This window comes from Methylocaldum sp., assembly GCF_039794385.1.
Lineage (GTDB): Bacteria > Pseudomonadota > Gammaproteobacteria > Methylococcales > Methylococcaceae > Methylocaldum.
This window is the reverse complement of the sequence record NZ_JBDIVO010000108.1, coordinates 1-12,958: the sequence shown is the minus strand read 5'-3', so window position 1 is coordinate 12,958 and position 12,958 is coordinate 1. Positions and strand designations below refer to the sequence as shown.

Sequence of the window (12,958 nt, the reverse complement as noted above, 5' to 3'; positions counted from 1 at the left end):
TCGGCGCCCTGACCGGGTTTTACGGGGCATCGAAGTGGAAGGTCTCACTCTCTGCAATCAGAAAGATCGGCGCGCCGCCGGTCGAGATGTCGACGGCATGGGCGAGTGTTTCCTTGCCGCCTTCCGACTGCGCGCAGGCTTCCAGCGCCGCCATGGACGGAAAGAACACCTCGGCAATACGGTAGAAGGGCGCTGCGCCCTGGGGTGATCCCAGTACCCGGGTGGCGATGAACTTGGTTTTTCCGCCGAGCTTTTCCACGGCCATGGGAACATGCTCCTCTTGATAGCGCTTCTCGAAAGCAGCGATATCGGCGGGCGTTGGATAAATCACCATGAATTTGACTTCGGACATGTCGTTCTCCTTGAACTGAAGTTGGAAAAAAAGATTATCGAAATCTAGGGTTGCTGATTGCCGATTTCCTCCTCGGTATATTGATGAACGATCAGTCAAAAATAGGCCGAAAAAATCAGTCGAGCACGGAGAGGCCGACGGCGACGATGTCGGCCAGGACTTCCCGTTCCGGCCGCACTTTGCCGATAACCAGGAGTCCTTGCAAAACGCTGGTCAGATAGCGGGACAGCGCTCGGATATCCGCCTCCTCCCGCAGTTCGCCCGCCTTCCGCATCCGTTCCAACGTGCGCCGAAAGCCTTGTTCGAGCCGCTCCAGGCAACCGCCCACCTTGGCCGCCGTGTCCGGGCAGGACAAGCCACGTTCCACCGCGGAGTTGGTCACTAGGCACCCGCGCAGGGGACCGGCCGTGAGGATGTGCTCGATCACGGTGGCGAAGAAAAAACGGATCGCGGACTTGCCTGAAGGTTCGCTGTCGAGCAATTCCAGCAGGCGCTGGACCACCACATGGTTGTAGCGGTCCAGAACTTCCAGGAACAGCGCCTGCTTGTTGCCGAAGGCCGCGTAGAGGCTGCCTCGATGCAGTCCGGTGGCATCGACCAGGTCCTGGATCGAGGTGGCTTCGTAACCTTTCGACCAAAAGGTCTCCACGGCTTTATCCAGGACGTGCTCGTAATCGAATTCGCGGGGTCGGGCCAAAGGAGACTCCTCGTATTCAGGTTGTAGCTAAGGCTAGTCTTTATTGAATAGTTGGTCAATAACAATCGACCGGTATATTGCCATAGGCGATGTGAAATTCGGAACGATCCGGGCGTAAGCTTCTGATCATCGGCCTCCTGGAAATGAGGCTGAACTTGCTGCTTCCGAACCGGAGGCGAGGGAGGAGGGGATTACTGCGGCACGGGAAGCCATAATAAATTTCCCTAAGCTCGTATGTTCAAATTGGAAACTCTCCCTTCGGAAAAGGGCGAAAATGAAGAGACCGATGCGTCCGACTATATTGCTTGGCGTGGTGATTGGATCTTTAGCATGGACGGCGCGGCAGACGTGAATCACACGCTTGCACTCAGCGTCGTCCAGGTTCATGCCTATCCAAGGGACGGCAAGGCCTTTATCGGCTCCGGCGTGGTCCTCGATCAAAATCTGGTGGCCACGAACTGCCATGTCACGCGGCACGCCAACGCGGTCGTCGGGAAGGATGCGTTACGCTTTCGCGCCGCCAGCCAGCGTGCCGATTTGAAACACGAGCTGTGCATTCTCGATGCACCGGGAATGCAGCTGTCGGCTGCGAGCCTGGGGACCGCATCCGGACTCTCCGTCGGCGACCCGAATATCGGTACGGTTATCCGCGGGCTATCGGCATCGCCTTCTACTTTCACGCCGCGTCCACGCTTGCCGACCGACCTCGATCCATCGCAGGTGCGGCATGGGGACCGGAAGTATTGAAAACTGCGGTATCCTGTCGTTCTCTCATTGCCGAAGGCATCCCTTAAGGAAGCTCTGAACAAGTTGATTCCGTTCATGCCCTTCGACAGGCTCAGGAGAGCGTTCGACAAGCCTGTCCTGAGCCCTTCGACTCGGCTCAGGACAGGCCTGTCGAAGGACTTAATCAGAGCTTCCTTAACGCCGTTCACCGCCGAAAAGGGGACCTCATGACTATCAGTAATTTCCGGCGTTTTGCCCGCTATATCGGCATCGACTATTCCGGCGCTCAAACGCCGACCGCTAGCCTGAAGGGGTTGCGCGTCTATCTGGCGGAACGGGAAGCGCTGCCCGTGGAAGTGCTGCCGCCGCCGGGCCCGCGCAAATACTGGAGTCGGCGCGGCATCGCCGAGTGGCTGGTCGAGCGCCTGTCGGAAGGCCAGCCAACGCTGGTCGGCATCGACCACAGCTTTTCCTTTCCGCTCCGTTATTTCGAGGTTCATCACCTGCTGCCCGATTGGCCCGCCTTCCTAGACGATTTTCAGCGGCATTGGCCGACCGACGAGGACCACACTTATGTCGACTTTATCCGCGACGGCCTTCGCGGCGATGGCGCCGCCCGCACCGGCAGCCCCCGCTGGCGCCGTCTTTGCGAGGAGCGCGCCAGGGCGAGGTCGGTGTTTCATTTCGACGTGCAAGGCTCGGTCGCCAAATCCACCCATGCAGGCATTCCCTGGCTGCGGTACCTCCGGCGGCAACTGGGCGAGCAAGTGCATTTCTGGCCTTTCGACGGCTGGGCCATCCCGACCGGAAAGTCCGCCATTGCCGAGGCATATCCCTCGTTGTGGAAGAATGTGTATCCAAGCGAGGGCCGCACCCCCGATCAGCACGACGCTTATACCATCGCTGCGTGGCTACGGGAGGCCGACGACGATGGCCGCCTGCAAGGTTTGCTCGAACCCGTGTTGACACCCCCGGAGCGTGCCGTCGCTGGAGTGGAGGGTTGGATACTCGGAGTAGGGTAGAGAGTCAGCTCAGGGGCCAACATCACCCACTTTGGCGATGTTGCTTTACGAAGGTCGCCGACGACGGCATCCCCTGCGAAAGCCGGAATTTCGTTCCGGCTTTCTTCATTCGAAACGGATGTCGTCGCTGGCCGGGAAAATCACCCAACTTGCTCTGCAAGCCGTTCATTCGGCAGCCTTTGCGGCTTTGCCGCCGTTGATGGCGGTGCATCGCCGTGGAATTCGCCGGAATCGTTTGCAAGCACGGGGGCTCGCATCCGCAAAGCGGTTCTTCAGCCCCGGTCTCAATCGTCCTCGTGCCAGCGATGGCCGCTGCGCGACAGCAGTTCCGCAGAGGCGGCGGGGCCCCAGGTGCCGGCTTTGTAGGCTTCCGGACCTTTGGGATCGGCGGCCCAGGTATTGAGGATCGGTTCGACCCAGCGCCAGGCCATCTCCAATTCGTCCTGGCGCACGAACAGCGATTGGTTGCCGCGGATGATATCGAGCAGGAGACGTTCGTAGGCTTCTTCGCGGCGTTCGCTGAATTTGCTGGTGAAATCGAGGTCCAGGGAGACCGGCCGCAATTCCATCGAATGGCCTGGCCGCTTGGCGTTCAGATAAAGGCGGATCGATTCGTCAGGTTGAAGGCGGATGACCAGTTTCGCCGGGGCGCGGGACCCGTTGCGGGGCAGCGGAAAGATGTGGTGGGGCACATCGTGGAAATGGATCACGATGTCGGCCAGGCGGGTGGGCAGGCGTTTGCCGGTGAACAGGTAAAACGGAACCCCGGCCCAGCGCCAGTTGGCGATTTCCGCCTTGATGGCGACGAATGTTTCGGTCTTGCTGCCGGCGGGGACGCCGCTTTCTTCGAGATAGCCGGGCACCGCCTGGCCGCCGCAAATGCCGGCGCGGTATTGGCCGCGCACCGTGTTGACCTGGACATCCTCCGGGGTGAAGGGTACCAGGCATTCCAACACCTTGAGTTTTTCGTTTCGGATCGCGTCGGAGTCGAGGCTGGAAGGCGGTTCCATGGCCACGAAGCAGAGCAGCTGCAGCAGATGGTTCTGCACCATGTCGCGCAGCGCGCCGGTACCGTCGTAGAATCCGGCGCGACTGCCGATCCCGACTTCCTCGGCGATGGTGATTTGGACGTCAGTGATCCATTGCCGGCGCCACAGCGGTTCGAACAGTGCGTTGCCGAAACGCAGCGCCATCAGGTTTTGTACCGATTCCTTGCCCAGGTAGTGGTCGATGCGGTAGATCTGCTTTTCCTGATAGTGGCGGCCGACCGCCACGGTGATGGCGTTGCTGGAAGCGAGATCGTGGCCCAGGGGTTTTTCCAGCACCACCCTGGAATTTGGCCCGTTGAGTTTCTGCCGTGCCAGGCTTTCGCAGATCATGGAGAACAGCGACGGCGCCACCGACAGGAAAAAGACGTTCACTTCGGCCGGGGTTCTTTCGAGCAGGGCCTTCAACGCGGCATATTCTTCCGGATTCTCGGCGTCGATCCTTTCGTAGATCACCCGCCGACGGAAGGCTGCCCAGATTTCGTCGTCCCAGTCGGCCTTCGGCAGGAATTGTCGGGCCTTTTCCTCGGCGATCGCGCGATAGTCTTCCACGGTATAGTCTCGCCGTCCGAGACAATAGAAATAGCCGGCATCTCCCAGCTGGCCGTTCTTATAGCTCTGGTACATCGCCGGCAACAACTTGCGCATCACCAGATCGCCGGTGCCGCCGAAAAAAACCAAGTTGAAGGATTGGGGGAAAGGGAGCTCACTCATTGTTTGAATCCTCGTAGGCCGGGTAGGGTTACAAGAGGGACACGCAAAAAAGTCGGTCAAAGCAAATCCCGCCCCTTGCCAGCCGGGATCGGGGGTCTGATGCGACTTTCAATCTACGAGCGATGGCCAAAATGCGCTTTCGCGATTTTGCGCCAGGCACAATGAGTATACCGCGCATGGCACCGCTCCCTGGCGGACAGCGTCGGCAAGAAATTATAAGAAATTCAACCGTCTAATGCGGAGTCTGGGCCTGGATGGTAAGGGGCCTTGCCGTAGATGTCAACGTAGCTTCCGGTTTGACAGATTCGCGCTCGAACCTTCTGCAGCCGTTGAAGTCGTATTTCTAACTTGGCTCATCCCCAGTCCGGGGAGTCAAGCGGTCCTGATATTGCGGCGGCAGCAGGTCGCCCGGTTGTTGGAGAATCGTCATGGCTCATGAAGAACGACCGAAGTCACCTGAATCCACGGAGTCGAACGGTCCGGGTGGAGCGGGGGCGGGTAGGCAGCCCGTTGAACCGGCGACGGAGCATGAAAAGAAAGAGGAAACTGCCTCTTCGCCGGCAGGCAAAGCCGATTCGTCCGGTCGGCAGACTCGCAAGGCTGACGTCAACATCGCACCCGAATCGCGTGTCGGGGCGGCCGGGGCGCGCGAGGACAGCGAAGCGGGAGGCGCTTAAATGTCGGGCAAGTACCGCTTCATCGACCGACGCACCGCGTCTACGGCGGTTTCAGGTCTCGGACCAAGCGTTCCTCATCATCCGCATCGGGCTGTGTTGCGAATTCCTTTAGGCGGACACTTTGGGAACACGAGTGGCGGACTTCTCTTGCGGCAGCCCGCCCAGCCGAAGCAGGGATGAAGCCGAGGGAAAAAAGAACGGTGTTCCGCTCGATCGATACTCTTCATAGGGTTCGCCGTAGGCCGCTAGCAAACGGGCTTCCTCGTGTCGCGAACCCAGATAGGCATAGGCTGTGGCGACCAGATTGAATGCAAGGCCGTTCGCCGTCAGACGCGGTGTCAGCCAAAGGACCGGCACGGCCAAGGCATTGAGCGGATGCCGCATCAAGCGGAACGGGCCTTCTGCCTGCATTCTCCCGTCCGAACCGAGAATGGGGCCTTGAGCTTCGGGTTCCGGCGGCACTAGGTGAGCTCCGTTCCACCAAGCCTTCAGGCCCGGCAGACCCAGCATTCTCGCGGGACCGATCTGACCGACGGCGGCAGCGGCGTAAGCGCTGATTCCGAGGCGGAGCAGCCGTATCAAGGTGGCTGGAGGGCCTTCCAGGGCATAGAGGGTCCTGTCGGGGAGTCGCTTGATGTATCGAGCGAGCATGGCCACCGAGGCGAACGAGGTCGCCACGTAAAAGGGACGATACCAGACCCGTCGCCGGCGTTCGCCGATGAGGTTTGCCGCTGTTCGCTTGGCGGGGCGGCTGGCTAAGAGGCTGTGCACCGCACAAAATGCCAGCGTAGCGACCGCTGTTCGTGCAACGTGTTTCCACATACGCATTCCTCCTGTCGGTGTTTCATTTTAGGCGCGGGAATTCGCCGCACGGGTCGGCTCCGGTCGTTCTGCATCTGCCATTTGCAGAAACCGGTTCAAGGCCGCCGCCACACGTTGCGGTTGCTCGACTTGAGCGGTATGGCCGCAGCCGGGTAGAACTTCCAGCCGCCCACAGGGTAAACGTTCCACTGCGGATTTGCCGTGCCGAACCGGGAAAATCCGGTCGCCGTCGCCCCACAGCACGAGTGTCGGCATTTTCAGCCTATGGAGTTGGTCGAGCACGATTTCGGATTCGCGTTGCCCCCATAAGGTATTGGCGGCCCGGAGGGTGAGCAGAGTCGCCTCCAAATAGCCCGGGAGCAGGGCCATCCGAAAGAGCCGGTCGTACCAGGCCCGCGGTATCGACCAAGGCTTGGCGAACAGCAGTTGCGACAGTCCGACCGACCACTGCCACGCCCCGAGAGGGGTCTTGCACCAGGCTGTGAGGAATTCTCCGGTTCCGGGCACGATCTGACCGCATATCAAGGGGTTTATCTCATGCCCCAATCCGGCGCTGCTGATGAGCGCCAAGGCGGATACGCGTCCCGGATGTCGAAGCGCCAAATGCACGCCAATCAGCGCGCCAATCGAATTACCGATGATGCTCACGCGCTTCAGGCCAAGCCGATCGAGAAAGGATGCGACGAATGCCGCAAGACAAGCAGGCGAATAATCGATGCGCGGCTTATCGCTGCCGCCGAATCCCGGCAGGCTTGGCGCGTAAAGAGTATGGGCGGATGCCATTAACGGCATGATCCAGCGCCATGTATGAGCACTGTCCGCCGTCCCGTGGAGTAATAACACCTCCGAACCTCGCCCCGCCGCCAAATATTCGGTGGCGATAGGTCCGCGGGAGGTGCTGACGGTCAGCCGGTATTCCTGAGGGGTTCCATCCACGATGACGAGCCTTGGCCTAAATTGTCTAATTTACGCGATGGCTCCATAGCTGCCCATTCGGAGTAATTCCTATAGCGGCGGAGAGCATTGTGCGAAGAGGCCCTGATCCAGGGCCTCTTGATGGCGAATCCGCCGATACCGCCATATACGCTAACGAGCAAAGACGCAAGCGGTTCGGTATCGAAATTGCGGCCGAGTAGGAGGGGATTTTTCCCGCGGAGACCGTGTCAGATTTAGGATCAGGCACGGCTATCCGGAAATCGATCGGGATAAACACGGAGGATGATGTGCCGACCGTGCAAGCAGCCGGTGTTCATCGCAATGGTGTTCACGGGATTCTGATCCATGAGGAAGCGCCGCTGACTGGGGCAAGCCGGTATAGGAAAAGGTTGCTCCCAGCTGCAAGGCCAGGCACGGACTGCGCCGTCAGTGTTTGCTGTCGCACCCAGCCGAGCATGTTGAAAAAACCGTAATTATCAGGAGTGAAGTTATGGAACTCAAACTTGCAAGAACCCTTGTCCTGTCCACACTTTGCGGCTTCGTGTGGGCCGCCGGATCTACCGCACAGCCACAGGAGGGCGCGCCGGTTGCGGGCGAGGCCACGTTTGGCACGACGGTCATCCAGCATGAACTCATCGCCAGGGGCTGGCGGGCCTCGAAGCTGATGCGCGCGAATGTCTACAACGAGAACAATCAGAAAATCGGCGCAATCGACGATTTCATCGTGAGCCCCGATGGATCTTTATCGGTCGCGATCGTGGATGTCGGCGGTTTCTTGGGTATGGGGGCTCATCGTGTCGCCATACCGGTACAACAGTTTCAACCTATCGGGGACAAAACCGACGTATCCAAACTCGTTCTGCCTGGAGCCAGCAAGGACGCGTTGAAGGCGTTGCCCGAATTCAAGTACACCCGGTAACCGCAATACCGGCGCGGGAGCGGTGTTCCAGCCGCGGATGACGCTGGATTGCCGATATCCGCGGCTTTCCGCGCGATCTTTTGAATCGGCAGCCTGAGTGAGGACACATCATGAGGGAATTACTTGAGCAAGCTTGGTGGATGCTCGCCGTAAGGGGGATCATTGCCATTCTCTTCGGCGTTCTCGCCCTTATCTGGCCCGGCCTGACGCTATTGTGGCTGGTTGTCCTGTTTGCCGTCTATGCGTTTATCAGCGGCGGGTCGGCGGTCGCCGCCGCCGTGACGAACAGGAAAAGGGACGAAATCTGGTGGTTGATCCTGCTGCTGGGTCTGGTCAGCATCGGCGCCGGGGTGATCGCCGTTATTCATCCGGCCCTGACGGCGCTGGTGCTTGTACTCCTCATCGGCGCGAACGCGTTGGTGACGGGCGTGCTTGACGTGGCGACGGCCATTCGTTTGCGCAAGGTGATCGAGGGCGAGTGGTTGCTGATCCTGGAGGGGGTTGTCTCCGTCCTGTTTGGCGTTCTGGTGTTCCTGTTTCCCGGAGCCGGCGCACTGGCTCTGATCTGGCTCATCAGTTTTTACGCGCTCGTCACCGGAGCTCTGTTGCTCACGCTGGCTCTTCGTGCGCGTGCGTGGGTGAGGAGCGAGGCCTTGCGGCACGCCTGATCGATGCGCCTGTTGAAACCCGCGCATCGTCTCGCCGGCTTCCGTAACGCCGCACCTAAGCAAGCCTCGACAAGCAATGTCGCCGTTCTTTGAGAAATGTCGATCAGTTCGATGGACTTCGCACTTTCGGTTCCGGGGCGCGCCATGGCTGATCGGCTTTTCCGGCTTGAACGGACCGATCAATCTCTTACCGCGCAGCGGCTATCCCTGATACGCGGAATCCTCTCCGGGAAATGCAGATGGCGTTCCTATTGACCTGCACTTTTGTGTGTTTGTAGCATCGGTCAATCGTTTCGGGTAAGTGCAAGCTTTCGGAGGGATCCATGACATCGCGGCTCAAGTCGGTCCTATTGGCTTTAGGAATGGGGACTGCGGCATTTTTTGCGGCATCCGTCGAGGCGGATGAGTCCAACCGTGGTTCGGTGATCGAGACATCGACCGCTCTGACCATCGACGCGAATGGACTCCATCTCGCTGCGCACAATCGCAGGTTGGATACGCTCCTGGCCGAGCTGGCGCAGAACAGCGGGATTGAGTTCGTTCGTCCGGAGGGCTTGGAGGATCATCCGGTCACGGCAAGGGCCGATGCGGCCGACTGGGCGTCGATTATTCGGGCGGCGTTGCAGGGGTTCAACCATGTGGTCCAGTTGAACCGGGCCGGGACGATCGAACGTGTCGTCATCACCGGGCTCAACGGCGACGGGGCGGATTCGGGGGTGCCCGGTCCGAGCCTTTTCACTGAGGTCGGCGCGGTGAAGAATTCGACCCGGAACACTCTTCCCCCCGACTTGGCCCAACTGCCCCGGAAGGCAGTTCGACCTATCCGCCTCGATCGGGCGCGAATGATGGCGATGAAGTTTGGCGAGGAATTGCCGTTGAGCCTGCCGAGCGGACAGCAGGCGTTCGTTCACGACAACCGCTACGCCCACGAAAACGGTGATATTACCTGGGTCGGATATCTCAAGGCCGACGGTCAGGCTTTTCGTGCGGTGATGACCTTCGGGGAGACTGGTGTCCAGGGGCAAATCTCGACGCCCGAGGCGCTTTATCAGATCGCGCCGGGCAGCGGACAGCACCAGTGGCTGGTCGATATTCAGGCGGCGGGACTGAGCCATTCGCCGCATCACAGCCCGGAACCGGTCCCTGCTTGGACGTCTGGGCCGGCTATCCAAGGCGACAAACCCGAAGACCCAGAGGTCACCCAAGCGGCAGACGCCGCGTCCGGCGGACCAACGGCAAATCCCGACAGCGGCGCTTCGACGCCGACGACCATCGACCTGCTGGTGCTTTACACTCCCAAGCTCGCCTCGGGCAAGGCGATCACCCGCATTAACCAGTTGATCGCGCTGACCAATCAGTCCTTTGTCGATAGCCGAATCGCAATCAGTCTGCGGCTGGTGAAATCTTTGCGGGTCGATTATCCCGAAGCTGTCGACAATGGGACGGCGTTGCGCGATCTGACGCTCGGCCGAGGCGTTTTTCGGAACGTCGTCACCTGGCGGCGGGAATCCGGCGCCGATCTGGTCACGCTGATCCGACCGTTCGAACACACTGCCCAAAAGGGCTGCGGCAGCGCCTGGCTGAACGGGGCCGATGGACAGCCGCTTTCGTCGAATCACGCGTTTTCGGTCGTCAACGATGGCCGAAGCGGCCTGTATTACTGTTCGGACTACGCGCTGGCGCACGAGTTGGCGCATACCATGGGAAGTGCGCATGACCGCGTCCATGCGGGTGTCGGAGGTGTTTTCCCCTATTCCCATGGGCATAGCGTTCCGGGATCCTTCGGGACGATCATGAGTTATACCCACCCCCGGTTGGGTCTTTTCTCCAATCCACATATCTCGCAGTGCAGGGGCGCGCCGTGCGGGCTGGACGCCTCCGGTCCCGCAGCGGCCGACAATGCCCAATCGCTAAACGCGGTGCGCGCTCTCGTGGCGGGCTTCAGACCGGCCGTTCGCTAGAGCGTTTTCAGATCGGATGTAGGGCGACTTGGGCGCTTTACATCTCCCTCGAGAAGCGATCCGACTCGTCGTCGGAAAACGATTCGGGCTCATGGCTAGACACGCTAGCTTGCTTCGGCCCGAACCGCTGCCGGCGGTTCAATCGGGATAGACTAAGTACCAGATTCGGCTGACCTCGGTCAGGAAGACCACTAGCCACATCAGTATGCTGATTCCGGCTGCAGCCGCCGCGATGTCCTTGATGACCTTGATTTTAAAGTTTTCCCGGTCCTCCACGAAATCGCAGAGTGCCTCGATAGTGGTGTTGAGCATCTCGACGATCAGCATCAGGCCGGTTGTCACCATGACCAAAAGAAAGTCGATCCACTGACGGAAATAGAAGCACACGGAGAGGACGATCACGGACAAGACGACTTTGTAGGCTACGCTAAAATCGTAGAAGATGGCGTAGCGCAATCCCGACAGCCAAACCTTCAATTTCCGGAGCGGGCTGTAGCCTTCTTCGCCGGTACCGAAAAATTTATGGCGCATTCTTCTTAGATCGTGTCGATGTTCGCTTTGGTTCCGAAGCGTCGCCGCTGAAAGGTTGATGAAAGGTTCGGACGATAGAATGGCGATCAAGTATGCTCGCGCCAGCGTGGGGTAGTCCGTAGAACGGTGCGTCGCGGCTATGGCTGTTGTCGTAGCCGCTGCGATTCGATCTTGCTGCAGCTACCGGGGTGTTCCCCTTTCAGCTCGAATTCGCCATAGGGATATGATTTGGTGGGATGCATCAGTGCTTGATTCGCCTTCCGAGCACACTCGTCCGGATTTATACGGCGTTACAGCGCGCCGAGAGCGGAGCCGGCGGATGGGGTCGTCTCCATGGAAAGGGCATAGCGCCCCATCGGACTCTGCGAGCTGATTTACCCGAACAACGAGGTGCTGCCTAATGATACATAAGCATTTTCACTATTATCTGAGCCATCTGCGGAACGACATTCCGGCGGGCGTCGTCGTCTTCCTGGTCGCCCTGCCGCTGTGCCTGGGGATCGCGCTCGCCTCGGGCGCCCCGCTGTTCGCCGGCATCATCGCGGGCATCGTCGGCGGCGTGGTGGTCGCCTGGGCCAGCGGCTCGCAGCTGAGCGTCAGCGGCCCGGCCGCGGGGCTCACCGTGATCGTGTTCAACGCCATCGACAAGCTGGGCAGCTTCCAAGTCTTTTTGCTGAGCGTCGTCCTCGCCGGCGGGCTGCAACTGCTCCTGGGCTTTCTCCAGGCCGGGGTCATCGGCGCCTACTTCCCCTCGGCCGTGATCAAGGGCATGCTGGCCGCCATCGGCCTGATCCTGATCCTCAAGCAAATCCCGCACGCGGTCGGCTACGACGCCGATTTCGAGGGCGATGAAGCCTATGTCCAGGCCGACGGCCACACGACCTTCTCCGAACTCGCCTATTCGCTCGAAGCGATTTCGCCCGGCGCGGTGATCGTGAGCACGGTCGCCATCGGCATCATGCTCTTGTGGGAGACCCGCCTCTTCAAACAGAATGCGGTTTTATCCCTGATCCCCGGTCCCCTGGTCGCGGTCCTCTGGGGGGTGGCGTTCAATCTGCTCTCGCAACACTTCCTACCGGCCTTCGCGATCGCGAAGGAGCACCTGGTGAGCCTCCCGGAGATTCAGGGCGTCGCGGGCTTCTTCCAGCAGTTCACCCTGCCCGATTTCAGCCAGTGGGCCAATCCCGAGGTGTACACGGTGGCGGTCACCATCGCCATCATCGCGAGCCTCGAGACGCTCCTGAGCCTCGAAGCGGCGGACAAGATCGACCCCTTGAAACGCATCGCCCCGACCAATCGCGAACTGAAGGCCCAAGGGCTCGGCAATCTGCTCAGCGGCTTGATCGGCGGCTTGCCGATGACGGCGGTGATCGTCCGGAGTTCCGCCAACGTGAACGCGGGCGGCCGCACCAAGATGGCCTGCTTCATCCATGGCGTTTTGCTGCTGTTGAGCGTGATGTTCATCACCCGCTACTTGAACCTGATTCCCTTGGCCTGTTTGGCGGCGATCCTGCTCCTGACCGGCTACAAGCTGGCCAAACCCAAGCTGTTCAAGGAGATGTACGCCAAGGGGGCGAGCCAGATCATTCCGTTCGTGGTCACCATCGTCGCGATCCTCGCGACCGATCTCTTGAAGGGCATCGCGGTCGGCATGGTCGTCGGTCTCTATTACGTCATTAGAACCAACTTCCAGGCGGCGATCACCCTGACCCAGCACGGCAACAATTATCTCTTGCGCTTGCACAAGGATGTGTCTTTTCTCAACAAGGCGCTGTTGCGGGAGTATCTGAACCGGGTGGGCGAAAACGGGTATGTCATCATCGATGCCACGCGGGCGCAATTCATCGATCAGGACATCCTCGAAACCATCCACGACTTCGTGGCCGC

The 12,958-nt window shown here is 59.9% G+C and carries 13 protein-coding genes; 7 read left to right on the top strand and 6 right to left on the bottom strand.

Annotated features, from left to right (window positions below; translation table 11 throughout):
- Nucleotides 1–19: 19 nt before the first annotated feature.
- Both ABJK70_RS11320 and ABJK70_RS11315 read right to left on the bottom strand, forming a co-directional pair.
- The gene (locus tag ABJK70_RS11320; RefSeq protein ID WP_077732235.1) at nucleotides 20–352 is read right to left on the bottom strand and encodes an EthD family reductase; all 333 of its coding nucleotides are present in this window, start codon (nucleotides 350–352) and stop codon (nucleotides 20–22) included.
- 115 nt (nucleotides 353–467) lie between these two features.
- Nucleotides 468–1,049 (bottom strand): TetR/AcrR family transcriptional regulator, encoded by a 582-nt coding sequence (locus ABJK70_RS11315; protein WP_077732236.1) that lies wholly within the window; start codon nucleotides 1,047–1,049, stop codon nucleotides 468–470.
- Nucleotides 1,050–1,379: 330 nt separating this feature from the next.
- On the opposite strand from ABJK70_RS11315, the gene ABJK70_RS11310 reads away from it, so the two are divergent.
- Both ABJK70_RS11310 and ABJK70_RS11305 read left to right on the top strand, forming a co-directional pair.
- On the top strand, nucleotides 1,380–1,796 hold the full coding sequence (locus ABJK70_RS11310) for a hypothetical protein (protein WP_347258029.1): 417 nt from the start codon (nucleotides 1,380–1,382) through the stop codon (nucleotides 1,794–1,796).
- A gap of 206 nt (nucleotides 1,797–2,002) precedes the next feature.
- Nucleotides 2,003–2,797 carry a hypothetical protein gene (locus ABJK70_RS11305; RefSeq protein ID WP_077732249.1) on the top strand — a complete coding sequence of 265 codons (795 nt, stop codon included), beginning with the start codon at nucleotides 2,003–2,005 and terminating at the stop codon, nucleotides 2,795–2,797.
- Nucleotides 2,798–3,081: 284 nt separating this feature from the next.
- On the opposite strand, the gene zwf is transcribed toward ABJK70_RS11305, so the two are convergent.
- On the bottom strand, nucleotides 3,082–4,557 hold the full coding sequence (zwf, locus tag ABJK70_RS11300) for a glucose-6-phosphate dehydrogenase (RefSeq protein WP_077732239.1): 1,476 nt from the start codon (nucleotides 4,555–4,557) through the stop codon (nucleotides 3,082–3,084).
- Between the two features lie 428 nt (nucleotides 4,558–4,985).
- Here zwf and ABJK70_RS11295 point away from each other — a divergent pair, with 428 nt between their 5' ends.
- A complete protein-coding gene (locus tag ABJK70_RS11295) occupies nucleotides 4,986–5,234 on the top strand; it encodes a hypothetical protein (protein WP_077732240.1) in 249 nt (82 codons plus the stop codon).
- A 108-nt stretch (nucleotides 5,235–5,342) separates the two neighbouring features.
- Here ABJK70_RS11295 and ABJK70_RS11290 read toward each other — a convergent pair whose 3' ends face one another.
- Nucleotides 5,343–6,056, bottom strand: a complete 714-nt coding sequence (locus ABJK70_RS11290; RefSeq protein ID WP_347258028.1) for a hypothetical protein — start codon at nucleotides 6,054–6,056, stop codon at nucleotides 5,343–5,345.
- A 27-nt stretch (nucleotides 6,057–6,083) separates the two neighbouring features.
- Complete coding sequence (locus ABJK70_RS11285) at nucleotides 6,084–6,992, bottom strand: alpha/beta fold hydrolase (protein WP_086133740.1); 909 nt, start codon at nucleotides 6,990–6,992, stop codon at nucleotides 6,084–6,086.
- A gap of 490 nt (nucleotides 6,993–7,482) precedes the next feature.
- On the opposite strand from ABJK70_RS11285, the gene ABJK70_RS11280 reads away from it, so the two are divergent.
- The 3 genes from ABJK70_RS11280 to ABJK70_RS11270 all read left to right on the top strand — a co-directional run bounded on the left by ABJK70_RS11280 (nucleotide 7,483) and on the right by ABJK70_RS11270 (nucleotide 10,540).
- Nucleotides 7,483–7,911 carry a PRC-barrel domain-containing protein gene (locus ABJK70_RS11280; protein ID WP_077732243.1) on the top strand — a complete coding sequence of 143 codons (429 nt, stop codon included), beginning with the start codon at nucleotides 7,483–7,485 and terminating at the stop codon, nucleotides 7,909–7,911.
- Nucleotides 7,912–8,021: 110 nt separating this feature from the next.
- The gene (locus ABJK70_RS11275; protein WP_347258027.1) at nucleotides 8,022–8,579 is read left to right on the top strand and encodes a DUF308 domain-containing protein; all 558 of its coding nucleotides are present in this window, start codon (nucleotides 8,022–8,024) and stop codon (nucleotides 8,577–8,579) included.
- A gap of 323 nt (nucleotides 8,580–8,902) precedes the next feature.
- The gene (locus tag ABJK70_RS11270; protein ID WP_347258026.1) at nucleotides 8,903–10,540 is read left to right on the top strand and encodes a reprolysin-like metallopeptidase; all 1,638 of its coding nucleotides are present in this window, start codon (nucleotides 8,903–8,905) and stop codon (nucleotides 10,538–10,540) included.
- A gap of 138 nt (nucleotides 10,541–10,678) precedes the next feature.
- Here ABJK70_RS11270 and ABJK70_RS11265 read toward each other — a convergent pair whose 3' ends face one another.
- Nucleotides 10,679–11,071 (bottom strand): diacylglycerol kinase, encoded by a 393-nt coding sequence (locus ABJK70_RS11265; RefSeq protein ID WP_077732250.1) that lies wholly within the window; start codon nucleotides 11,069–11,071, stop codon nucleotides 10,679–10,681.
- 400 nt (nucleotides 11,072–11,471) lie between these two features.
- Between ABJK70_RS11265 and ABJK70_RS11260 the strand changes: the two genes are divergently transcribed.
- On the top strand, nucleotides 11,472–12,958 hold a 1,487-nt coding region (locus ABJK70_RS11260), incomplete at its 3' end, for a SulP family inorganic anion transporter (RefSeq protein WP_347258025.1).

What these genes read in the sequence shown, in the direction of transcription:
- ABJK70_RS11320 (WP_077732235.1), bottom strand. Translation starts at nt 352, where the DNA reads ATGTCCGAAGTCAAATTCATGGTGATTTATCCAACGCCCGCCGATATC.
- ABJK70_RS11310 (WP_347258029.1), top strand. Translation starts at nt 1,380, where the DNA reads ATGGACGGCGCGGCAGACGTGAATCACACGCTTGCACTCAGCGTCGTC.
- ABJK70_RS11305 (WP_077732249.1), top strand. Translation starts at nt 2,003, where the DNA reads ATGACTATCAGTAATTTCCGGCGTTTTGCCCGCTATATCGGCATCGAC.
- zwf (WP_077732239.1), bottom strand. Translation starts at nt 4,557, where the DNA reads ATGAGTGAGCTCCCTTTCCCCCAATCCTTCAACTTGGTTTTTTTCGGC.
- ABJK70_RS11295 (WP_077732240.1), top strand. Translation starts at nt 4,986, where the DNA reads ATGGCTCATGAAGAACGACCGAAGTCACCTGAATCCACGGAGTCGAAC.
- ABJK70_RS11290 (WP_347258028.1), bottom strand. Translation starts at nt 6,056, where the DNA reads ATGTGGAAACACGTTGCACGAACAGCGGTCGCTACGCTGGCATTTTGT.
- ABJK70_RS11280 (WP_077732243.1), top strand. Translation starts at nt 7,483, where the DNA reads ATGGAACTCAAACTTGCAAGAACCCTTGTCCTGTCCACACTTTGCGGC.
- ABJK70_RS11275 (WP_347258027.1), top strand. Translation starts at nt 8,022, where the DNA reads ATGAGGGAATTACTTGAGCAAGCTTGGTGGATGCTCGCCGTAAGGGGG.
- ABJK70_RS11270 (WP_347258026.1), top strand. Translation starts at nt 8,903, where the DNA reads ATGACATCGCGGCTCAAGTCGGTCCTATTGGCTTTAGGAATGGGGACT.
- ABJK70_RS11265 (WP_077732250.1), bottom strand. Translation starts at nt 11,071, where the DNA reads ATGCGCCATAAATTTTTCGGTACCGGCGAAGAAGGCTACAGCCCGCTC.